This is a genomic window from Pseudomonas sp. HK3 (genome assembly GCF_052920985.1).
The window spans coordinates 104,139-125,302 of record NZ_JBREXD010000002.1; the positions used below are offsets into that span (position 1 = coordinate 104,139).

A 21,164-nucleotide genomic window follows, 5' to 3' on the forward strand; every position below is an offset into this window, starting at 1 on the left:
GTAAAAGGTTTAACCATGCGCTACCCAGACATCGAAATTTACGTCAAAGACGTCACCTTCAAACAAATTGAAGACTGGCTTGCCCTGCACTTTAAAACGGTAGAACGTAAACACATCGAAACCAAAAAGAGCGAAGCCCGCAGCCACTGGTTAGTCGACGGCAGCGAAGTCATCGCCTTTGGTAATGCCATCGCTAAGTATTCCAGTATCTGGTTTAAACAAAACAACAGCCCGTGGGACACCGATTTAGATTGCGCCCATGCTGCTTGTAAAGAATTAGCCACTCAAATTCGCTGTTCCAACAGCAGTTGGGAAGACGGCCAAGGCCCTGAGAGTCAATGGTGGCGAATCGTTGATGGCGAAGAAGATATGTTGATTGAGTGGCCAGAGGGTTAAACCATACCACTCATTTTTTCGCTCGCAGGGGCAAGCTCCTACAATTGTACGAGGGTGCCCCGCGCCCGACCGACCTAAACCCAACACCTAAACCCTTTCCACAAACCTTAAAGATTCTCAATTCTAGTACTGGGCGCGCTCACATAAACCCTTTACAATCAAAGCACTATTCACATAAAGAAAAGGACATTTCATGCCCATCTCCATGAGTACTATCCTCGCTGGTATTGCGTTTTTATTCGTACTGGTTGTACTGAAAAAAAGCATTATCTTCGTGCCACAAAACCGCGCTTGGTTAATCGAGCGTTTCGGCAAATACCATAGCACCAAAGTAGCGGGTCTTAATTTTATGATGCCGTTTATTGATCGCATCGCCGCTGATCGTAGCTTAAAAGAACAAGCCCAAGATGTACCAAGCCAGGCCGTTATCACAAAAGACAACATCTCTCTTGTGGTTGATGGCGTACTGTATTTGCGTGTACTTAACCCATACGATGCGACTTATGGCGTAGATGACTACACCTATGCCGTCACACAGCTCGCGCAAACCACCATGCGTAGCGCCATTGGTAAACTTGAACTAGACCGTACATTCGAAGAACGTGAAGCTCTAAACGCTGACATCGTTTCATCTATCAACCAAGCCGCCGAGCCTTGGGGTATTCAGTTACTGCGTTACGAAATCAAAGACATCGTGCCACCTAAGTCAATTTTAGAATCCATGGAAGCACAGATGAAAGCCGAGCGTGTAAAACGTGCTCAGATTTTAGAATCTGAAGGTGATAAACAAGCCGCCATCAACGTGGCCGAAGGTCAAAAAGCCTCAATGGTACTGGCAGCAGAAGCCGATAAAGCCGAGCAAATTTTATTAGCAGAAGGTGAAGCACAAGCCATTATTGCAGTAGCAGATGCAAAAGCAAAAGCTCTTAAAACCATTGGTGATGCTGCTATGACTGAAGAAGGCCAAAAAGCGGTTCAACTTGACCTAGCAACCAAAGCGATTGAAGCACAAAAAGCCATTGCCAAAGAATCGTCTGTGATCTTACTACCCAGTGGCGATACAAGCGCAAGTTCGTTAGTGGCGTCATCTATGGCTATCATTAACAAGATTAACGAACAACAAAAAGGCTAACCATGGACTTCATTGCACAAAATCTGTCAGAGAGTTTGATCATTGCGGGTATTGCACTGTTGATCATAGAAGTGGCTATACTCGGCTTTGCCACCTTTGTGCTGTTCTTCATGGGGTGCTCAATGGTCATCACTGGGGGGCTGATGTTATTAGGCGTATTAGACGCCACTTACATCAGCGCTTTTTGGAGTAATGCTATTGTCACCGGTGTTTTAGCCGCCCTACTTTGGAAGCCGCTTAAAAAGAGCCAACAAAACAGTGGAAAAAACAAAGAAACCGCAACAACGATTGTTCATCAGTTTACGCTTGAAAATGATGTCGATAACCAAGGGCTAACGCATCATCAGTATTCAGGTATTCAATGGAAAGTTAAAAGCCAGCAGCCCTTAACAAAAGGCACACAGGTTAAAGTGGTAAAAGCCGATGTAGGTGCATTATGGGTTGAGCAAGTGTAATTGCTTTCTTAATTTCACATTTACCAAAATAAAAACGGCCTCTATTGAGGCCGTTTTTATTTCTTTTTTATCGAATTTAACTCTGATTATTCAAATCATAAAATTAATTTAAAATACAAAAACATCTAATCATCTGCCGTTATTATTAAATGACACTGCTGTATTGATAAATACTAGAAAGGTAAAAGCTGACCTTATCATTGGTATGACTATATTAAATAATTATTACATAACCATAAAACAGTAGCTCTCTATATGTATAACCAACTATATCGATATAGCAATCAATCACAACGTGAATTCAAAAATATAACGATAAAAAACCGAAATTCGTTACGAATGCGGTTTTTTAAAACGTTATGCCCTGTTTAATTAAGCATGAGGATGAGTAGAAGCAGTTTCACATTTCACGTTGTTGTCATAAAAATATAAATATGTATCGCCACCTAGTGCAGGGGCTTTATATTCATATATTAAATAACTGATTCCATTTTGCGCTGCATTGCCATAAGTAAAAACATTACCATATTTATCTATTGTAACCTCACCATTATCGCCATAAGTAACGCTTAAGTCAGTTTCTGAGTCGGCTGTACCGTCTGCGTTTGAATCATAAATATTTTTAATGTTACTCAAACCAGCAGCGGTATAAACAAGGTTTGAGGTTGCTGTAGAATTTGCAGTACCATCACCGTTTGAATCACTCTGTGAGCGACATTCACTAATTCGACCCTGATCATCATAAACATAAGTCATGCTCTCGATGAAGGTAACAAGACCACCGCCATCAATCGCTTTTGTCTCTTTAGCCGTCAACAAACCCTCTGAGCTAATGATTTCTTTAATCTCTTCTTTAGTGCCGTTTGATCGATTATATGTTCGCGTTGAAATCAAGCTGCCTGCATTTTCGCTATACGTATATTCAAAACTAGACTGTGTATTTGAATTTAAATTTTCATATTCTGTTTTAGTTAAGCGGCTTTCAGAATCATATAAATATGATTTAGTGCCGTATTCAAAAACCTCTTGATCCGTTGTATCCCCACTAAAATTGGCAGATGATGTTCGTTTTTTCACATCATTATATGTTTTACGAACAGAGTACGAATTATCAACGGTACCGGCTGCATCAGAGTACTCCACTGTGCGCTCTGTTGTTAAATACACCTTGTCATCCATATAGCTATTGGTTTGAATATCATATGTTGCAAGCTCGGTGGTATTACCACGAACAAAAATTTCTGCACGGTCAGAATTTAATAAACCAAAATTATTATAGGTTTTTGTATTTAATTGACGGGAAGATAGATGTTTAATTGCATTGCTTTTTTGTTCGGTTGCATATTGCTCGATTAACATTTCACCATTTTCGGCAGAATAAGTGTAGGTGTATTCTGTAATAGAACTTGATGAACGATCATCTGTTCGGGTAGCCACCTGACCAAAGGCAGTGTAGCTTAAGCTTCCGACGCCCTCTTGTGTTACACGCTCAGCTACAGTGATATCAATATCCGCCAAATCATAAGCATCACGTAATGGGCGTGCTGCATCCATCGCCAAAGAAATACCGCTGCTGTGCTGAAACGCCAACGCATCATCATTAGCAGAAAACTCATACAAGCTCACATCAAAGTTCAACTTTAAACCCACAACAGCTGCGCTATTCGCCGTAATATCAAAGCCGTTTGATGAATCATTGTCATTATCCAACGCAATCAATAAACGCATCACATTAGACGTATTATGAAGTTGGTTATATTGGCCCACTGTTTTTTCTATTAAATAACCGGTTTCAATCCGCTCACGGGTATATTCTGGCATACGTAAAGCACTGCGTACGGCTAAGGGGGTCGCTGGTAATTCATCCAAGGCAAGCAACTTTACAAGGCTTGTCTCGGCAGCCGTATTCGTTTCGGCAATAACCGTATCACCGATCAAAAGGGTAAGACTCTCACCCTCTTTATATTTGAATTCACCACTGCTACTGAGTGTGCCCGACTGAGTTTCAGTACGGTAATCCACACCCGCCAATGCATCAATTTTTCCTGCCTTAATATCACTGGATGAGCTACTGCCACCACCGCCGCCACATGCTGCCAATGCAGTAAGACTCGTAATTAGTATGGTTTTTTTAAACATGGCATCACCTTAGTTCTTCGGACTAAATATTGTTTATTAAGTAGTCAGCGAATGCTAAGAGAAGATGGGGCAAAGGGAAATAGTGCAATTTAGGGTTATATGCTTATAACTAGCCATCAAAACAGGCGTCACGTCTCAAAATCAAACAATACATAGCCATTTCGGCACATATTAAAGGTAATGCTTACTCACCGCATGTGAGCTAAAGTTGGGCGCTAGGTATGAGCGCGATTTCAGCCTTTATTTGATTGAATCATTTTTTCAACGCTAATATCCAGCCGTTTGGCCAGTCGGGTTAAATTAGCGCGGTCCATTTTTAACAATCGCCCTGCTGCCGCCCAATTACCATGGCTTGTTTCAAGCGCCTGAATAATATGTTGTCGCTGAAAATCATCGGTGGCTTGCTTTAAACTGCTCGGAGCATCCAATTGATGCATGCCACCTACCTGTGCGTTAGAGTCGTCACGCTCATTACTGGGAATCAACCCTGATGATGACACCATTAGCTCGCCAATATGTTCTGGGCGAATCGATACAATGTCTTTTTTACGCTGATCGTTTCTGGCTTTTAACGCCGCACGATTAATACAGTGCTCTAATTCTCTGACATTACCAGGCCAGTCATATTGCTTTAAATGATTTAATGCAGCAGTCGAAAATCGCATTTGAGGAATACCCAACTTGCGTTTTGTATGTTCAATAAAATAACCCGCTAACAAAACAATATCGTCTTTGCGTTCACGCAGCGCAGGTGCATTAATTGGGTAAACACTTAAACGATGATACAAATCCGATCGAAAATGGCCCCGCTCAACCTCTTCTAATAAATTACGATTGGTTGCCGCAATAATGCGTACGTCCACGTGATAGGTTTCATCTTGGCCAACCGGCTGAATCTCTTTGCTTTGTAAGGCTCGCAATAACTTACTTTGTACGGCCAATGGTATTTCACCAATTTCATCTAAAAATATCGTACCACCATCGGCAATCGAAAATTTACCCGCACGGTTTTGATTAGCGCCAGTAAACGCGCCTTTTACATGGCCAAACAACTCGCTCTCAATTAAGTTTTCAGGCAATGCCGCGCAATTGACATACACCAATGGGCCATTACTGCGCATTGATTGTTTATGAACCGTGCGGGCAACTAATTCTTTACCAACGCCCGTTTCGCCATTAATTAATACGGTGAAATCAGAGCCGGCCACCATTTGAATTTCATCTTTTAATTGCTGCATCACATGGCTCTCGCCAATTAATTCGCCACCATCTTTACTTAACGCTTGCTGCGTTAAATTTTCAACCACTGCCTGCGCATGGGATGCGTGTCGCTCAAGTAAATCGAGTGTGAGTGCCGTTTTTAAACTGGCCGCCGACATAGCCGCAATAATATCCAATGTTTTTTGCGGGATATCATCAAATTCATTGGGCGTTAAGCTATCGAGAGTCAGTACGCCAATCAAATTATGATCAAACATCAGTGGCAAGCCCATACACGAATGCACGGGTAAATCCCCCTCTGTGGCCAATAACAAACCATCATAAGGGTCAGGCAATGGCGTGTGGCTTTCAAAACGCACTGGCGAACTGGCATCACAAATTTGCTGAAAGCGTGGGTGTTCAGCAATGGCAAAGCGACGCCCTAAAGTGTCATGACTTAAACCTTGTAATGCTAACGGCTTTAAGTAATCACCCTGCTTAACCAACAACACCACGGCATCGCAGGTAATGGATTTTCTAACGGTGGTTAATAATCGCTCAAAGCGATCTTTTGCAATTAGGCTGCTACTGAGGTCAATGGCCAGCTCAATCAAGGCCGATAAAGTAATATTTGTCATGTGGCTAAACCTTTTCTCAATACATTTCAAAGCATAAATCAAAAAGAGTCTTAATGACACAGTCGTATTAAATATACATAAAAATAATAGAGTCAAATTGACTCGAAAATAACAAATATATTACTCAAGTCATTGTTTATAAAGGGTTTTATCATCTGGCACGGTATTCGCTATATAGGAGTCATTCTATACCGCATCAACCAGGAGACTGCCATGCATCCCGCGATTAGCTCAACTAACCCGCTAATGCAGCAACCCAACACACACCGCATGCAACGCTTATTACACACTGGTAATTTCAGCATGCTAGCGGGCTTGGTGCTCATCATTGTGTCTATTCTTGCTAGCTACCAATTTGCGCATCTTTTCTCTTTATCGGTACAGGTGAGTGCTCATATTGGCACTTTAATTTTCGCCACCGTTATTAAACTTGGATACATCACTCGCTGCGTCGCCTTGAATCAGTTACACAAGGAAAAATCTCGTGAATTTTAAATTATCACTGCTGCCATCTAAGCCAATACAAGCCGCCCTTTGGGACTTAGCGTTTCGCCCGTTTTTTATCATCGCCAGCGCGCTTTCGATTGTATCCCTGGGTGCTTGGTTATTAATACTTAACGGCCATTTAAACTGGCAAAGCGAAATGCCTGCAACGCTGTGGCACATTCATGAAATGTTATTTGGTTTTGCACTCACCATCGCCGCAGGCTTTTTAATGACGGCGGTGCAAACTTGGACAAACCTGCGCAGCTTACATGGCTATAGTTTAATGGCGCTTGTGATCATATGGCTGGTAATACGAGTACTATTGATACAAGACACCGTTAATTTATTTATGCTCATGCTGTTGCAAACCATTTGGTGGGGCATGGTGATCGTTAAGCTGGCCCAGCTTTTATTAAAAGCAAATAGTCAGCGTAACTATAAAATACTGCCGCTACTGTGTGTGATCGCCAGTTTGCATTTGTTCTTTTTGTACTGCGCCTTTACCCACAACACTGAGATGGCGTTGCATATTGCACGCAGCGTTATTTTATTTTTTAGTATTATCATCAGCCTGATTTCTGGCCGCGTTATTCCAATGTTTACCCGCAATGGTATCAACCGTGACGGCGATCCGCGCGCTAAAAAATGGGCCGCTAAAAGCATCATCGCCACGCCTAAGTTAGATAAAAACCTATTGCTAATTTCACTTTTTGGCGCAAGCGTCTTTTTCATTAATGGTTTATCGGCCAATACATCATGGTCGTTTGAGGCTTTGTTAAGCATAAACCCCGTCGGTATTTTAATGTTAATTGGCCTAATGCATTTATACAGATTAAGCCACTGGGCACCTCAAGCCACTCTTAAATTGCCTTTATTATGGTCACTGCATGCTGCCTATTTATTTTTAGGCCTAGGGCTAATTGCCATGGGGGCTAGCGCTTATACCGATGCCATTCGCTTCGCCGATGCCGTTCACTTAATTACGGTGGGCACATTAGGTGGGATGATTTTAGCCATGATCTGCCGTGTATCCCTCGGCCATACAGGCCGCGCATTAGTGATTAATCGGTTAATCGCCGCCGCTTTTTTTATGATTATAGTTGCGACTTTATTGCGTTTTTTATTACCGCTATTAAATCAACACTTAATGGGCTGGAACATCTCGGCTTTATTATGGGTAAGCGCCTTTAGTCTTTTTTTATATCGATACACGCCTATGTTAATGCAATCGAAAATTTAATTTCTGCATTACTAAACCCATAAAGAATTATTCATACATCCCTGCATGTTAAGGCTCCGAAGAGAGCCTGCAGGCTCACGCACGCTTAAACCATAAACCACTGGAGCAACCATGTTAAGCCAACAACAAATAGAGATCGTAAAAAGTACTATTCCGCTTTTAGAAAATGCGGGCACCGCCATTACTGAACATTTTTATAAGCGTATGTTTATACACAACCCAGAACTGCAAGATACCTTTAACATGAGCAATCAAGCCTCTGGTCGCCAACAGTTTGCGTTGTTTTCGGCCATTGCCGCGTACGCTAAACACCTCGAAAACCCATCGGTTTTAGCCAGCATGGTCGAGCGCATTGCCAACAAGCACACCAGTTTGCATATTCAACCTGCGCAATATGACATTGTGGGGCATCATCTTATTGAAACACTGCGTGAACTGGCCGCTGACGCATTCACACCAGACGTTGAAGCGGCTTGGGCTGCGGCTTACGGGCAACTGGCCGGTGTATTTATTAACCGTGAAGAAGCCATATATAACCAAAATGCACAGGTCAATGGCGGCTGGCGCGGCGGGCGACAATTTCGCTTAATTGAAAAAAGAATCGAATCTGAACTGGTCAAAAGTTTAGTGCTGGAACCCTGCGACGGTGGCGATGTAATGGGCTATCTGCCGGGCCAATACATTGGTATTGAAGTACAACCACCTGGTGGTGGCTACAAAGAAATTCGCCAGTATTCGCTTTCAGATAAAAGCAACCGTAACAGCTACCGCATTAGTGTTAAACGTGAAACACCACTGCAAACTGACCACAAAGCCGGCGTGGTTTCAAACTACTTGCACGATGACTTACGCTTAGCGGGCGAGGTAACATTATACCCACCATCGGGAGACTTCTATTTAAAAACCAACGACAAACCCGTGGTGCTTATTTCCGCTGGGGTTGGTTTAACCCCGATGCAATCAATGCTAGAAACACTGGTAGCTAAAGATTCTAAGCAACCTTTGTTTTACTTACATGCTTGTGAAGACAGCGCACAACATTCGTTTAAAAAACGTAACCAAAGCCTGAGCATTGCTAGCCGCGTCACAACTTTTACTTGGTACAACCAAGAGCAAAGCACTTTAGCCAATACGTTTAATGGGTATATGGACCTAGCAAAGATACAAAATCAGTTACCACTAAACACGGCCGATTTTTATATATGCGGCCCTGTTTCATTTATGCAGTTTGCCAAACAGCAACTCATTCAATTAGGCGTCAATAAAAACAACATTCATTACGAGGTATTTGGCCCACACGAAGACCTCTAACCGTAAACATACATATACACATAAAACTACTTAATAAATATTGAGCCATAAAAAAACACCCTAAACGCATAGCGCTTAGGGTGTTTAAATTAATTAATCGGTTTTTAATAAACAATAATTTTTAACAATAACCGATTAATCATTCGTATCAGTAACGTGGGTTACTCTACGATCAATGCATCCATTAATTTTTGACCAATGTTTGTATGATGCTGCATGGTCGAAAATTTATTGGCAATGGCTTCAGGGCCAAATGCATATACAGGTACAGGTGATGCAGTATGAGAACCGTTGCTCCAGGCAACACTTTGCTCTGCACCAATCGCACGGCTAATGAGAGGGCCATGATCTTCACCTGGGTAAACGTAAAAGTCACTGTAATCGTTAATTAACGGCAATCTTGCAACCGACAAGTACTTGTGACCGTCAATCACATTCTCGTTATCGGTACGTGCTGCAATGTGATCCGCTTCGTCGTCTGATACGTGGAAGTCAGCGTGTAGGCTAGCGTTTACTGCGGTTTTCCATTCTGCTGGGGTCGACGCTGTGAAGTCCCAATCGCCTTCAACATCACTAAAGATATCGTAGTATGATTTTTTCTGTGCGTAGATTTTATCTAACGTATTTAGTGAACCAAAGTTGAAGTTTGGTTTGTATTCTTTACCGTCCATGCCGTCGCCATCCAGTTGCTTACCTTCTGGGATTTCATGTTTGTGGTATGCAAAACCAAAACCACCGGTTTCGTGGTCAGCGGTGATCACCACCAAAGTGTCGTCACGCTCTTTTACCCATTGGTACACCGCTTCAACGGCTTCGTCGAATTTTAGCATTTCATGTAGCAACCAACCTGTGTCGTTTACGTGACCCGCCCAATCAATTTGACCGCCTTCGATCATTAAGAAGAAACCATCATCATCTTTAGACAAGATATCCAACGCTTTCATGGTCATGTCTTTTAACGATGGCTCGTCAGTACACTTAGCGCTTTGTGCACCGTTTTTACAATTGGTGTATTCGATGCCGTCATTCATGGCCGAATCATCAAACAAACCTAACAGCTTAGTGCCGTTGGCTGCCGCTAATTGCGCTTTAGTGAAAGCCAAACCGTAACCGGCCACTTGTGCTTCTTTAATAAGGTTACGATCATCTGAACGTTTTGATTTTTTAATAACATGAGTCGGTGCATTTAACTCAGCCGCCATGGCCGCAAAATCACCAGCCGGTACCCAATGACGTGAGCCACCGCCTAGCATCACATCAACACCAACATTTAATAAGTCTTGTGCGATTTCGTTTTCATACGAACGATGTGGCTGGTGCGCCGCAAAAGCCGCTGGTGTCGCGTGGGTTAAACGCGTATCAGAAATCAAACCCGTGGCTTTGCCCATGGCTTTGGCTTTTTCTAGAATGGTTTCGACTTTATTGCCGTTATCATCAAGGCCTACCGCTTCAGAGATTGAACCTTTACCCGTGGCTAGTTGAGTCGCTGAACACGCAGAGTCGACAACCAAGCTTGGATTCGCGCCCATAGGTGCGTTCATTGATAACCCTAAACGGCCGTTATCTGCAAATTTTTGCAAACCTGTCACTGTTGATGTTAATACAGAATTAGGGGCGCGACGGGCGTATTCTTCTAATAGGCCAACTTGCTGTGCGCCCATGCCATCACCGATCATTAAGATCACGTTTTTAACTTTGTTTTGTTCAACGACTTTAGGTTCTTCTATCTTTGGCTCTTCAATCTTTGGTTCATCAACTGCAGGCTCAGTATTTGGCTTACTATTACTGCTTGAACCGCATGCTGTTAAAAAAGAGCACGTCACCAGCACGGCTAGCACATTTTTGGTTGGCGTAAATTTCATTGCGCATTCCTTTTATTGTTTCAGATTCGTTACAGTTTGAATCACTGATGATGGGCAGTATGGGGGGGAAATATTACAGTTTTCTTAAAATTGCATGGCCGTTCAATATAAAATGAAAAAATATATGAAATCAGTGCCTTATGATCACTTATTCGGCCACATTAAGTGTCCTATTAAGCCTAATACTTTGACAATTAACCTAAATGCAATATCACTGTCATATGATAGTATCGTTATCTTTTGAATAAACGAGGACAATATGCCTAAAGTCGGCATGGAAAAAATTAGGCGTGAACAGTTAATCAACGCCACCCTTGCAGCGATTGAAGAACACGGTTTTCATGGCACAACGGTTTCTGTTATCAGTAAAAAAGCCAACCTAAGCACGGGTATTATCAGCCATTATTTTGGTGATAAAGCCGGACTAATGGATGCCACCATGCGCTATTTATTAGAGCAACTGAAACAAGACCTACTGCAACACTTGCCTAACAGTATTGATCATCATGTTCGTTTAAATGCCATCATCGATGCCAACTTCACAAGCTTGCAACGCTCAAAACAAGCCGCCGTCACTTGGTTAGCGTTTTGGACGCAATCTATGCATTCACCACAACTGGCGCGCCTGCAACAAGTCAATGCAAAGCGTTTAATTTCAAACCTTAAATATTCGCTAAGGCATTTGATTCAAGCCGACAAAGTTGAATGGAGCGCCCAACTGATTGCGGCACAAATAGATGGCTACTGGTTACGTTGCGCCCTAAGCCACGAAGGTGACAACGCATACGCGGCCGCGGTTGAAACCTGTAAAACCTCAATTGCCAATATTATTCGTGATCACGCTGTTCAAACCGCTTAATTTTGCACGCTGCCTGCCCACTTTATATTGGGTGTAATGTGCATACGCGAACAGCGTTACGACCCCGCATGACTTTAAATGGCTAATTTAACAATTGCATTTAGTCTGTTCTCGCCTAAATACGGCCATTACTTATATTTGATTAGCCATTCAATATAAATTAAGCAATTCGTCATATTTAATCTCTACTCTGCATTGGCAGTCTCACCAATAATAAAGAGAGAGCCCACAATGAAAACCCAGCGACCACATTCGTTTGCGCCTACGTTTACGAGAATAACCGTACTCAGCGGCTTGCTTGGCGCATTGAGCCAAACCACCTTCGCAGCACCCGAAGTTCACTTCGAGCAATGCCAACAACCTTTTACGTACAAAGATAACCAATACGTAGGAACCACCAACCGCGACCACATTGGCGGCCAGTGGTGTTATTTAAAAACGCCCATTAATGGCAGCAATTGGGGTAACGTACGTGAAGAAACCATTCCTCAACAAACCACGGTTTCAGGTAATAAATGTGCGACGTCTAGCTCTTATAAACTAGAAAAATTCAACGGTTGCAGCACCCGCGACAACGATGACTTTTGGTGTTACACCGAAGGCAATGGTAAAAACTGGGAAAACTGCAATGTAAATAGCCAACCCAACGAACTGCTTTCACACACGCAACCACAATCAAGCGACCTGATCGAAAAAATTGCCGTGGGTTCGTGCTTTAAAGTACAAGGCACCATGGGCCAAGCCATGAGTCGCATTATTGAAAGCAAACCGGATTTATTTATGTGGCTAGGTGACAACATATACGCCGACACCACTAACATGACCACCATGCAAAACAAGTACGACACTAAAAAACGCAACACCGATTACCAACGTTTTTTAGAGGCCCAAATTCCGGTACTGGCCACTTGGGATGACCACGACTTTGGTGCCAACAACGCAGGCAACAACTACAGCAAACGCGAAGAAAGCCAGCAGCAGTTTTTGCGTCACTTTGATATTCCAAACAATGACGTACGCTACAACCAACAAGACGGTATTTACAGCGCAACCATTCAGGGGCCAAGTGGCAAACAAGTGCACTCCATCATGTTAGATGCGCGTTACTTCCGCTCGCCTACGTTTAGCAGTTATGGCACGTGCCAAGGTGACAACTCCACCGTATTAGGTGATGCACAATGGGCATGGTTAGAACAAGAACTGGCAAAACCGTCTGAAATTAAAATTATTGCATCGGGCATTCAAGTATTGCCACCACTGCACCGCGCCCGTAATTTAAACCGTTATTGCGCATACGGTAACGGCCAACAATTTAATGCAGCGGTGAACAACCTAAACGAAAGTAATGATTCCGGCACCAGTTACGAATCATGGGCTGAAATGCCACAGCAACGAGAAAAACTATTACGCCTAGCGCAACAAGCCATTAACACAGGTAAAACCAAACAGATTATTTTTGTTAGTGGTGACCAACACTGGGGCGAGCTACTTGAAAAAACCATACCCGCCAGCAACCAACACGGCGCTCAAGCAACGGTTTACGAGATCACCGCATCCGGTTTTGGCCAAAACTGGCGCTACGATGTACCCAACCCAAACCGCCTAAACATCTATGCCGACAACCAAGGCAACGGCCAATACAACCAAGCGTGTCAATTGCCGTTTAAATACGCGGGCATTACTTACGACAGCTGCATCACTCGTGATAACAGCGCCCCATGGTGTTACACCCAACTAGACAGCAACGGCAAAGGCATTGAAGACGCATGGGGCAACTGCGCACCCGAAGGCGCAAGCATCCCAACAGGTAAAGTGGGTAAAGTGCCGAGCAACCTGGGCAGCGTATCCACCGCCGACCGTCACATCATAAATAAATCTGGCAGCAACTACGGGCAAATTGATATTGATTGGGCTAACAGCACGATTAAATTATCACTGCAAACAGAAAGCGAAGAGATTGTTTCGACGATCATTACGTTTTAAAAAGTAACAAAATTAAGATATGGGACTCCTACTCAAGGACTGCGTTCTATTAGCATGTCCTTTGGGTAGGCAGTGACGGTAGCGGCTTAATCACAATCACTTCTACTAGCCACACCGTCTTTCACGCGAAGGATCGTCATCCCCGAGTGTTGTTATCGGGGAAGACGGCCCAACCCTTACCGGCAATATTTCCAAGTATTCATGACCAACCACCTCTTTCGTTATGAAATAGCAGAAACTCGTGAAGGCGCTTACATATCAAACGCCCCGTAAGTACATCAGCGCTTTTAACACTCGATTGAATTGAATTGAATTGAATTGAATGCATTACGAGGTGATGGGTGGCAGCGCCTTAACTAAAAGTAAGACCTCATTTGTAATGCTTATTAGTTCTTTAAGCAGTTGAGGGTTGACCTCTAGATGCCCTTCATACTCGGCTAAATTTCGCGCTTTATGACAATTATCAAGTACACGCCACTTTGCACGATCAAGTCCTAATGTATGCTGCAAACATTGAAACACCAAATAGCGACTATCACTACGATAACCATGCCAACGCAATGCCGCTAACGATAAAGCATGGGCCGCACCATACGCCAAGGAAAACTGGCTGTCTTCACTTAAGCCCTGTATTCGAGCATCGCTTAATTTAATTTCAGCAGCGCGCAACATACCTGCAAACTCTTTTGCATCGGCCGCTTCATGTTTTAATTGCTGTATTTTGACTAGGTTATCCAGCTCTAGCATTGGGCTTCCTAGTGGTTAAGTTGTCGTTAATCACTTTTCTCTTCTAACAAATTAATTTTGGTTTGCGCCATCACCTTACTTAAAAAACCTTGGCCATCTGCTAAACGTTGTGACAATTCTTGTGGCGAATAAATGGTCGGATTCACGGGCCGCTGCAGCTGAGTTTCAGCAGGTTCTAACAGTGCCATAATTTCGCTATAACTTAAATCATCACCGACCAACATCACATCCACATCACTGCCGGCATGATCTTCACCTTTTGCCACCGAGCCATAAATAAACGCCTGCTCTAACTTTGGCATAATGCTTAACAAAGCCGATTGCAAAACCCCTCGCACTCCAAAGGTTTTTTTCACAATTGCGATTAATTCATTAAATACTGGCGCGGCTTTATTCGCTTGATAGTGATTTTGATTCCCCCTGTTTCGTTACCACAAGCAAACCCGCAGCCGCTAGATTACTCAGTTCACGGCTGATGGCACCTTTGCCCATATCAGCAATGCGCACCACTTCATTTAAATAAAAGCTTTTATCTGGCTGAGTAAACAGCAATGCCAACACCTTTTGCTGCGCCTTGGTGAACAAGGCATCCCCTATACTGGTATTCATATCATCCGACCAAAAGACCCAATTTGGGTACTATAGGTCCCAATTTGGGTCCTGTCTAGTTTTAAACCATAAACCAATAAACTACACCTCAAGAAAAAACGACGCCTGCGCCACAGGCTGCCCATTCATCAGCACCTCAAGTTTTTGTGTGCCCGTATAATAGCGTCGCGTGGTAATGGCTTTAATGGCGTGTGTTTTTTGCACACTCACCGATTGGCCAGACTCTAAACTAAGTGTTTTCAATTTAAATACTTTGGCTGAGGTTTTGCCGTTGGCCTTCATAAAATGCAGCGCAAAATCCACCACCAAGCAGACTGAGGCTCATTCGTCGCGGACTCAAACGACAAGTCAAACGTTAAGCTATCACCCAGTACAAGGTGATCAGCCGATAATGTTAAATTAAGGCCTTTAACCTTAACCGCTTTACTGTGCCCTAATAACTCAAACACATCAGGGTGCCCCGCTTTGACCAAGCTGCGGGTTGCGTGTTTAATGAGCCACTTTACATTATCATCACTGTTTGGGTACCACGCCTTGCATTGATCAATCACCACGTGCGGATGGTCTTTGCTGATGTCATTAAGGTGGTTCGCCACCGAACGCCTTACGTACAAACTCTCGTCATTTTTTAATACATCAAGCCAACGCAAATTATCGCTAGGGTCTTTAATATACGGTTTTAACTGCATCCCCCAAGGCAAGCGTGGGCGCGTGCCCTCAGAGACTAAACGCCGCACATGCTCACTCTCATCTTTGACCCAGGTTTTAAAATGCTGGTGGCAAAGCTTAGGGTGTTTAAGCAAAAACGGGCGAATCGCAAATTCTGCCGAAAATAAATGGGTTAATTCACGCAGTGCAGGCAACGCAACATCGGGGCTATCTACCCCATACTCCCCGATATAATCAATAATGGGCCATGCGGCAAAGCCCCGCAGTGGGTCATCAGGGTTACCAGCATCCCAAACGCTAGGCAGCTCAAGTAAACACTTAACGGCTTGATCAAACTCAACCGGCAAAAACTGATGCAGGGTTTCAATAACATGCTGAACACGCTCTTTTAATTCGAGTGATTCAAGTGGTTTTTTTGCCGCTTTAATAAACGCCTTACAATCAAATGTATTTTGCAGGGTACGTGTTTGAGCAAGTGCTTGGCTTATGCGCTTAATCGCGGGCAAGCCAAGGCCGTTCTTCATGAGTTCCATAATTGGGTTCTGTTTTTGTTAGATTCAAGAAATAATAACAAGTTCTAGTGACAGGGTGTGGCAGGAGTGATGCTGCTCATTAAAGACATTATTCGATTTATCAAATCTAACGTGGGACAAATAGATGTTGCAGGTATGGCTAACGTATCCGCTAAGTCCGTTGTTCACTTCAAACAATCAAAAACAAACATCAACTAACGATACTCATCCCAAAAACCCTCATCTTGAATATGCCCCACCCAACTACGAGGATAAACATGAGCCGCCATCCGCACAAACACAGGGGATAATACCGTTTGCCCTGCACCCACCACAATTTCAACCGCCGGTTTTAAACGCCTAGAAAGAAGACCACCCATGACCATTTCGTTGTATGAATCCATCACATACACACCCGGCGTCAGGTTATCCATAATTTCAACCCGTTTACCTACTTTAAAATCCATCAAAGACTTATGCACCTGACCTGTCTTTTGATTTTTAAGCAGCACCTCAATCCCAATTGAAGTGTTAGAGCGTTTACCCATGAACTGCTCAGCAAATACAGGAAAAGCGATTTGGCCAACGGCGTTAGATTCAGGCTGCGCTTGGTTCTCAAACTGGGAGCCAAACAGAACAACCCGCAATAAACACCAATATACATAAAGCGCTTAATAGTTTTGAAAGTTTCATTGATCAATCCATTTATATGAGTATTAAAAATAACGACTAAGTATACACAGCTGTACAAACTCGGCGTGCCGTTTGTAGGTATACTGCAAGCGATAAGCTCAACACGAAAACACAGAGTCCAATCTACACGAAAACTCACTCACAATATGGGTATCGACACACTATTTATTAAAAATAAAAGAAATAGTAATAGGTTTAGGGTTAGACACCTTTAATACATTGCGAAAAGCCTGTGGGCATAAAAAACTCGATAACCTAAACCAAGCCATTGAAAACAGTTTTTAACATGAAAAAAGCCGGATTGCCTGCCAAGCCCACACTGGGCAGCTTGGCGGGAGTAATCGGAACCTTGGTGGGGTTGATCGGGTGAATGGAGATTGGGCGGGGTTAAAGCAATATATTTAGTAGTGTTGCGTCAGGCCCTTAAATATTACAAGCCTAATGCCTAATTAATTAAATTATTAGAAAACCAATGTCTATTTGTCCCCAGATGTCCCCACACCCTCCCTTATTATGATTTTGCTTATCCCAAGAACCTAGCGAGGTTAATAGGAAAGCAAATCAATCACTAAAGGAGACATGAATGTCTAACTCAAAAACAACAGCCGCTGCTGCGAAACCTGTAAAAATACTAAAAAATACTAAAAAAGGGTTAAAAATAGATTCACAATTCCATGTTAATCTGGAGCATGTTTGCGCGTTTATATTTTATGAAAAAAGCATCCAGCTTCAACTTTCCGATCAGAACATAGTTGACATATACATTCAGAATCATGACCAATTATTAGTAGCGCCACACTCATCTGTATCTGTCAATGAATTCAAGCGTATTGAGCGTGAACTAAAGGAATATATGAATATTTAATTTGACTGGTTGCTCCCAAGTAACAAAAGCCATTATTTTTTATTCAACCTGTTCATTGATTATCTCTAGAATGATGAACAATGGAAACGCAAAAAAAAGGAAGTTAATATGTCTAAACAAAAAACACCAATGACACCAGCCGCTGCTGCACGAATTCAAGCAGCTAATGCCAAGAAAACTGGCGGCCAAAACCCAAAAGGGTCATTCCCGGCAAAAGCTCAAAAGGCGGCTGCTAAAAATTCTGGTAAGGAGCCACAAGATGCCTGATTCTTCGGATATGTCACAAGATGAATTAGACACATGGTCTGATATCAACAATCCAAACAATGAAGCCGATATGGATGATTGGTCAGACACACACAACCCAAACAACGATGATTATATAGGAGATAAATAATGGCTAAAGGATCAGCGCCTCGTCCACCTAACGGACCAAGTACTACGGGTAAACCATCAGGCGGTGGCCGTGGAAATAACCCTCCAAAATAACTAGTAAATAAAAGGGCTGTCAATTGACAGCCCTTTTCAATCTACATCAAATGCTGAAACTATTTTATGCCTGTAATTTGTACGTGCTAAATACTTTTTTGAACTTGCCAGAACGATACGATCAACATTATCAAATTCGGGTAGCTCTGCGATATAACCCCAATACTTATTCAAGGTTTCTTGCTTCATTTTCCGACTAAATGATTTTTTGACACTTTGAGTTTTCTTATCTTCTTGATCAGCATCTTCAGAGCCCTCATTTACTGCGACCAACTCGCAAAACTTAGCTAAACTATATCCAATCTCATCTAGTGTAGCCCTAAAATCAGCAATCTCATTCTCAGAAGCGACATCACTCACAGAAACCGACATCAACTACACTCTCGCATTGTGGAGTTTACTGAAGTGAAAAAAGCATCTACCACTTCATCTGTATCATTGCTTTTTGAATCAACCCCAAGGTTATTGACAACCTTTCTGACTGAACACGAACACTTATCAATACGAGATTCAAGAGCTTTAGTAGAATAAGAACCCCCATAACGATTGACACATGCCGTCATCAGAGTAAATTCACTTTCGTAAGAGAGCCGTTCATCTTCAATTTTTTCGTTAAGTGTAATACCCGTAACCGCACCGCTGACCACAAGAACGGCTGCAGCCCTTGTAAAATATTTCTTACGTTTAAATACCATACCACTAAAAGAGGTTTCGCATTCAGGTGATGAACACTCAACACCTGCTTCCGTTTTAACTTTTGTATTCTTATCACACTCAGGGCAAACCAGTTCCAAGTGATCTTTTTTATTTTTATTTTTATTAAACATATTAATTCTTAAATAATTTTTTATTAACTCTACTGTTGTAGATAGTGAAGGAAATACTATTAGTTAGATAGCCTTAGCTATCAAGTCTGCCTTTAACAATCCACCTTTAGTCAACAACTTGGCTGAGAACTTAGGTTTATTACGCGCTCGGAAAGCATCTAATATTTTCTTCAAACCTTCAGCTTCCAGTAACGAAATATTAATGTCAGTATCCAACTCTGCCGATTCAATAAAATCTGGCGAAAAAGAAGGAGCAATAATCAATGCTTGCGCAACACGCTTTCCATTTTCTTCAAAACGGTTCACATATGCTTTAACCTGACGTGACGTCGTTGAATACTTAGCATAATCACCATTTTTATGTGATTTAACTTCACCAACAATCACATCATCATTACCAATAGAAATAACTATATCGGCTTTATCTTTAGCGGTATTAACTTCCTTGCGTAATTCCTCATCTACATTAAGTTGGAGATGAGACAAAATAGAACGAGTTATTTCTTCGAATTTAGCTCCAATTTCAAACTCTTTAATATCAATACCGACTTCTTTCAAGCCTGCTAAATCACGCTTGGCTAGCTTCACATAGTGATCAACTAATTTATCGTTCGCGCTTGCGAAGTGCTCAATAATAGCGACCCTTGGGTTTATTCGCTTAGATAGTTTAAACCCATCTCGGATGACTTTGACTTCATCATTACTATAGAGATACAAAATATCTAATGGCGAAATAGTAAGTCCTCGTAATGTTTCTGTACTGAGCTCTTCTCTTTCTTCAATTTCAAATTCTCCTCTTAATCTATCAAGTACAGATAGCTCAGTTGCTTCTAAGCTTTTCAATAGCTCAGAGAAACCACTTATACTTAGCAGATCAAACTCTTTTTCGGCATTCGCTTTAATCGACTCAATCATCAGATCAATACGATCATCAACTGTCACACCTAATCTAGGCAGCGATAGTCCTAGGTCCTCAATCACACCTTTAATTCGATCTTTGCGATTATTTAAAGATTCATCTTTATCGTAGATTTCTTTACTTAATACATTACGTATCGAAATACCAGAACTGACAATAAAATGGATTTTATCCGATCGCGAGACGCCTCTCCATTTTTGGTCATGACACTTAACTGTATTCGATAACTCTGCATCACTCAGTGAACGAAGTATTCTAAGTACATACTTATCAGACAATTCTTTATTCTGAATTTCATGCAAAATCGCGATAACTTCATCAGCAACCAATACTTCTTGCTTTCTTCTTGCTAATGAATAATATCCCTGATTCTTTCAATAGCTCTAGAGTCGCTTCTACAGACCCCTTAGGTAGTGGCTCAATAAGATTCTCGATTGCATAGACTTCATCAGAAGACAAATTCAATCTAGCCGCCAAGGTATTTAGAATTGTTCGCTCATCGTCAGTTACCTTCGCTTCACGATTCAATCTCTCATCGTTTAGAAAAGCGGTTTTAAAGCAATCATGATATATAGCCAGCCGAGTAGCACGCTCATAGCCCGTAGCATCGACAGATTCTTTAATTTCGGCATCAATTTTTAAGCTCAATTCTGCTAGTCTAGAATTCTCTTTCTCATACAAGGTTTCAATCCATTGAATCCTAGCAACACAATTCCCATCTCTAGAAAGGATATTAAGTAATAGCTTGGCTTGGCTTCCTAAAAAATAAATACGCTCCCGAATCATTTCTTTGTAATAGGTAGAAACAGTCGTGAATAAATCGATAATTTGACTTTCAGATGCTTGTCTTAATTGGCCATCAATGTTCGAAAGATCCGTTATGGAATCTTTATTGTCTTTCAGAATTTGATCAAGGCAGTTAATGAACTTTGACCGTTCGATTAAGTTGATTTGTGTTAGTACTTGATTTAGCTTCATGACCACTCCTGTGGGAAATATATCCTTAGTTCATACACCGCCAAATCGATAGCTACTACTTGGTAAGAACAAAAGTGAAATTTTAGATGTTTTTAGTATACCCAGACTTCAATTAATAAAAAGTTTCATATCAATAAAAGCGTAAAAATTTTATG

The 21,164-nt window shown here is 42.1% G+C and carries 25 protein-coding genes; 12 read left to right on the plus strand and 13 right to left on the minus strand.

Going from position 1 to position 21,164, the window contains the following annotated elements; all coding sequences use genetic code 11:
* The first annotated feature begins 15 nt into the window (after positions 1-15).
* The 3 genes from ACU6U9_RS11400 to ACU6U9_RS11410 all read left to right on the plus strand — a co-directional run bounded on the left by ACU6U9_RS11400 (position 16) and on the right by ACU6U9_RS11410 (position 1,983).
* Positions 16-396, plus strand: coding sequence for a hypothetical protein (locus ACU6U9_RS11400; RefSeq protein WP_446735170.1), 381 nt, complete (start codon positions 16-18; stop codon positions 394-396).
* A 193-nt stretch (positions 397-589) separates the two neighbouring features.
* The gene (locus ACU6U9_RS11405; protein WP_446735171.1) at positions 590-1,528 is read left to right on the plus strand and encodes an SPFH domain-containing protein; all 939 of its coding nucleotides are present in this window, start codon (positions 590-592) and stop codon (positions 1,526-1,528) included.
* A gap of 2 nt (positions 1,529-1,530) precedes the next feature.
* Positions 1,531-1,983 (plus strand): NfeD family protein, encoded by a 453-nt coding sequence (locus ACU6U9_RS11410; RefSeq protein ID WP_446735172.1) that lies wholly within the window; start codon positions 1,531-1,533, stop codon positions 1,981-1,983.
* A 372-nt stretch (positions 1,984-2,355) separates the two neighbouring features.
* On the opposite strand, the gene ACU6U9_RS11415 is transcribed toward ACU6U9_RS11410, so the two are convergent.
* Together ACU6U9_RS11415 and norR are read right to left on the minus strand one after the other, a co-directional pair.
* A complete protein-coding gene (locus tag ACU6U9_RS11415; protein WP_446735173.1) occupies positions 2,356-4,122 on the minus strand; it encodes a hypothetical protein in 1,767 nt (588 codons plus the stop codon).
* 233 nt (positions 4,123-4,355) lie between these two features.
* Positions 4,356-5,960, minus strand: coding sequence for a nitric oxide reductase transcriptional regulator NorR (gene norR, locus ACU6U9_RS11420; RefSeq protein WP_446735174.1), 1,605 nt, complete (start codon positions 5,958-5,960; stop codon positions 4,356-4,358).
* 213 nt (positions 5,961-6,173) lie between these two features.
* On the opposite strand from norR, the gene ACU6U9_RS11425 reads away from it, so the two are divergent.
* The 3 genes from ACU6U9_RS11425 to hmpA all read left to right on the plus strand — a co-directional run bounded on the left by ACU6U9_RS11425 (position 6,174) and on the right by hmpA (position 8,997).
* Entirely contained in the window at positions 6,174-6,455 is a 282-nt protein-coding gene (locus ACU6U9_RS11425; protein WP_446735175.1) for a hypothetical protein, read from the plus strand.
* Complete coding sequence (locus tag ACU6U9_RS11430) at positions 6,445-7,686, plus strand: NnrS family protein (RefSeq protein WP_446735176.1); 1,242 nt, start codon at positions 6,445-6,447, stop codon at positions 7,684-7,686. Before ACU6U9_RS11425 ends, ACU6U9_RS11430 begins: the two co-directional genes overlap by 11 nt.
* 111 nt (positions 7,687-7,797) lie before the next feature.
* Positions 7,798-8,997: an NO-inducible flavohemoprotein gene (gene hmpA, locus ACU6U9_RS11435; RefSeq protein ID WP_446735177.1), complete on the plus strand. Its 1,200-nt coding sequence runs from the start codon at positions 7,798-7,800 to the stop codon at positions 8,995-8,997.
* 161 nt (positions 8,998-9,158) lie between these two features.
* Here the strand turns inward: hmpA and ACU6U9_RS11440 are convergent, their stop codons facing one another.
* A complete protein-coding gene (locus ACU6U9_RS11440) occupies positions 9,159-10,859 on the minus strand; it encodes an alkaline phosphatase (protein ID WP_446735178.1) in 1,701 nt (566 codons plus the stop codon).
* A gap of 259 nt (positions 10,860-11,118) precedes the next feature.
* Here ACU6U9_RS11440 and betI point away from each other — a divergent pair, with 259 nt between their 5' ends.
* The gene (betI, locus tag ACU6U9_RS11445) at positions 11,119-11,718 is read left to right on the plus strand and encodes a transcriptional regulator BetI (RefSeq protein ID WP_446735179.1); all 600 of its coding nucleotides are present in this window, start codon (positions 11,119-11,121) and stop codon (positions 11,716-11,718) included.
* A gap of 231 nt (positions 11,719-11,949) precedes the next feature.
* Positions 11,950-13,701, plus strand: a complete 1,752-nt coding sequence (locus ACU6U9_RS11450) for an alkaline phosphatase D family protein (RefSeq protein ID WP_446735180.1) — start codon at positions 11,950-11,952, stop codon at positions 13,699-13,701.
* A gap of 327 nt (positions 13,702-14,028) precedes the next feature.
* Here ACU6U9_RS11450 and ACU6U9_RS11455 read toward each other — a convergent pair whose 3' ends face one another.
* From ACU6U9_RS11455 to ACU6U9_RS11475, 5 genes are all read right to left on the minus strand, one after another.
* A complete protein-coding gene (locus tag ACU6U9_RS11455) occupies positions 14,029-14,448 on the minus strand; it encodes a hypothetical protein (protein WP_446735181.1) in 420 nt (139 codons plus the stop codon).
* Between the two features lie 26 nt (positions 14,449-14,474).
* A complete protein-coding gene (locus tag ACU6U9_RS11460; protein WP_446735182.1) occupies positions 14,475-14,804 on the minus strand; it encodes a nucleotidyltransferase domain-containing protein in 330 nt (109 codons plus the stop codon).
* A 34-nt stretch (positions 14,805-14,838) separates the two neighbouring features.
* The gene (locus tag ACU6U9_RS11465; RefSeq protein ID WP_446735183.1) at positions 14,839-15,057 is read right to left on the minus strand and encodes a hypothetical protein; all 219 of its coding nucleotides are present in this window, start codon (positions 15,055-15,057) and stop codon (positions 14,839-14,841) included.
* A gap of 81 nt (positions 15,058-15,138) precedes the next feature.
* Positions 15,139-15,300 (minus strand): hypothetical protein, encoded by a 162-nt coding sequence (locus ACU6U9_RS11470; protein ID WP_446735184.1) that lies wholly within the window; start codon positions 15,298-15,300, stop codon positions 15,139-15,141.
* A 35-nt stretch (positions 15,301-15,335) separates the two neighbouring features.
* Positions 15,336-16,259 (minus strand): hypothetical protein, encoded by a 924-nt coding sequence (locus ACU6U9_RS11475; RefSeq protein WP_446735185.1) that lies wholly within the window; start codon positions 16,257-16,259, stop codon positions 15,336-15,338.
* A 66-nt stretch (positions 16,260-16,325) separates the two neighbouring features.
* Between ACU6U9_RS11475 and ACU6U9_RS11480 the strand changes: the two genes are divergently transcribed.
* Positions 16,326-16,457, plus strand: a complete 132-nt coding sequence (locus tag ACU6U9_RS11480; protein ID WP_446735186.1) for a hypothetical protein — start codon at positions 16,326-16,328, stop codon at positions 16,455-16,457.
* On the opposite strand, the gene ACU6U9_RS11485 is transcribed toward ACU6U9_RS11480, so the two are convergent.
* Positions 16,454-16,885, minus strand: a complete 432-nt coding sequence (locus ACU6U9_RS11485) for a hypothetical protein (RefSeq protein ID WP_446735187.1) — start codon at positions 16,883-16,885, stop codon at positions 16,454-16,456. The two genes, ACU6U9_RS11480 and ACU6U9_RS11485, sit on opposite strands and share 4 nt — an antisense overlap.
* A 629-nt stretch (positions 16,886-17,514) precedes the next feature.
* Between ACU6U9_RS11485 and ACU6U9_RS11490 the strand changes: the two genes are divergently transcribed.
* The 3 genes from ACU6U9_RS11490 (at position 17,515) to ACU6U9_RS11500 (ending at position 18,193) form a co-directional block, all read left to right on the plus strand.
* Positions 17,515-17,796, plus strand: coding sequence for a hypothetical protein (locus ACU6U9_RS11490; protein WP_446735188.1), 282 nt, complete (start codon positions 17,515-17,517; stop codon positions 17,794-17,796).
* Between the two features lie 108 nt (positions 17,797-17,904).
* Entirely contained in the window at positions 17,905-18,063 is a 159-nt protein-coding gene (locus tag ACU6U9_RS11495) for a hypothetical protein (RefSeq protein WP_446735189.1), read from the plus strand.
* Positions 18,056-18,193, plus strand: a complete 138-nt coding sequence (locus ACU6U9_RS11500) for a hypothetical protein (RefSeq protein WP_446735190.1) — start codon at positions 18,056-18,058, stop codon at positions 18,191-18,193. Before ACU6U9_RS11495 ends, ACU6U9_RS11500 begins: the two co-directional genes overlap by 8 nt.
* A 128-nt stretch (positions 18,194-18,321) precedes the next feature.
* Here ACU6U9_RS11500 and ACU6U9_RS11505 read toward each other — a convergent pair whose 3' ends face one another.
* The 4 genes from ACU6U9_RS11505 to ACU6U9_RS11520 form a co-directional block, all read right to left on the minus strand.
* Complete coding sequence (locus ACU6U9_RS11505) at positions 18,322-18,657, minus strand: hypothetical protein (protein ID WP_446735191.1); 336 nt, start codon at positions 18,655-18,657, stop codon at positions 18,322-18,324.
* A complete protein-coding gene (locus tag ACU6U9_RS11510; protein ID WP_446735192.1) occupies positions 18,657-19,112 on the minus strand; it encodes a hypothetical protein in 456 nt (151 codons plus the stop codon). Before ACU6U9_RS11510 ends, ACU6U9_RS11505 begins: the two co-directional genes overlap by 1 nt.
* Positions 19,113-19,175: 63 nt before the next feature.
* Complete coding sequence (locus tag ACU6U9_RS11515; protein ID WP_446735193.1) at positions 19,176-20,360, minus strand: hypothetical protein; 1,185 nt, start codon at positions 20,358-20,360, stop codon at positions 19,176-19,178.
* On the minus strand, positions 20,350-21,009 hold the full coding sequence (locus ACU6U9_RS11520) for a hypothetical protein (RefSeq protein WP_446735194.1): 660 nt from the start codon (positions 21,007-21,009) through the stop codon (positions 20,350-20,352). Before ACU6U9_RS11520 ends, ACU6U9_RS11515 begins: the two co-directional genes overlap by 11 nt.
* Positions 21,010-21,164: the final 155 nt, after the last annotated feature.

Bases quoted from the DNA above. Each gene is read 5' to 3' on its own strand.
- ACU6U9_RS11465 (WP_446735183.1), bottom strand. From the start codon at position 15,057: ATGAATACCAGTATAGGGGATGCCTTGTTCACCAAGGCGCAGCAAAAG.
- ACU6U9_RS11505 (WP_446735191.1), bottom strand. From the start codon at position 18,657: ATGTCGGTTTCTGTGAGTGATGTCGCTTCTGAGAATGAGATTGCTGAT.
- ACU6U9_RS11475 (WP_446735185.1), bottom strand. From the start codon at position 16,259: ATGGAACTCATGAAGAACGGCCTTGGCTTGCCCGCGATTAAGCGCATA.
- ACU6U9_RS11440 (WP_446735178.1), bottom strand. From the start codon at position 10,859: ATGAAATTTACGCCAACCAAAAATGTGCTAGCCGTGCTGGTGACGTGC.
- ACU6U9_RS11490 (WP_446735188.1), top strand. From the start codon at position 17,515: ATGTCTAACTCAAAAACAACAGCCGCTGCTGCGAAACCTGTAAAAATA.
- hmpA (WP_446735177.1), top strand. From the start codon at position 7,798: ATGTTAAGCCAACAACAAATAGAGATCGTAAAAAGTACTATTCCGCTT.
- ACU6U9_RS11425 (WP_446735175.1), top strand. From the start codon at position 6,174: ATGCATCCCGCGATTAGCTCAACTAACCCGCTAATGCAGCAACCCAAC.
- ACU6U9_RS11500 (WP_446735190.1), top strand. From the start codon at position 18,056: ATGCCTGATTCTTCGGATATGTCACAAGATGAATTAGACACATGGTCT.
- ACU6U9_RS11520 (WP_446735194.1), bottom strand. From the start codon at position 21,009: ATGAAGCTAAATCAAGTACTAACACAAATCAACTTAATCGAACGGTCA.
- ACU6U9_RS11455 (WP_446735181.1), bottom strand. From the start codon at position 14,448: ATGCTAGAGCTGGATAACCTAGTCAAAATACAGCAATTAAAACATGAA.
- ACU6U9_RS11495 (WP_446735189.1), top strand. From the start codon at position 17,905: ATGTCTAAACAAAAAACACCAATGACACCAGCCGCTGCTGCACGAATT.
- norR (WP_446735174.1), bottom strand. From the start codon at position 5,960: ATGACAAATATTACTTTATCGGCCTTGATTGAGCTGGCCATTGACCTC.
- ACU6U9_RS11450 (WP_446735180.1), top strand. From the start codon at position 11,950: ATGAAAACCCAGCGACCACATTCGTTTGCGCCTACGTTTACGAGAATA.
- betI (WP_446735179.1), top strand. From the start codon at position 11,119: ATGCCTAAAGTCGGCATGGAAAAAATTAGGCGTGAACAGTTAATCAAC.
- ACU6U9_RS11510 (WP_446735192.1), bottom strand. From the start codon at position 19,112: ATGTTTAATAAAAATAAAAATAAAAAAGATCACTTGGAACTGGTTTGC.
- ACU6U9_RS11410 (WP_446735172.1), top strand. From the start codon at position 1,531: ATGGACTTCATTGCACAAAATCTGTCAGAGAGTTTGATCATTGCGGGT.
- ACU6U9_RS11400 (WP_446735170.1), top strand. From the start codon at position 16: ATGCGCTACCCAGACATCGAAATTTACGTCAAAGACGTCACCTTCAAA.
- ACU6U9_RS11415 (WP_446735173.1), bottom strand. From the start codon at position 4,122: ATGTTTAAAAAAACCATACTAATTACGAGTCTTACTGCATTGGCAGCA.
- ACU6U9_RS11405 (WP_446735171.1), top strand. From the start codon at position 590: ATGCCCATCTCCATGAGTACTATCCTCGCTGGTATTGCGTTTTTATTC.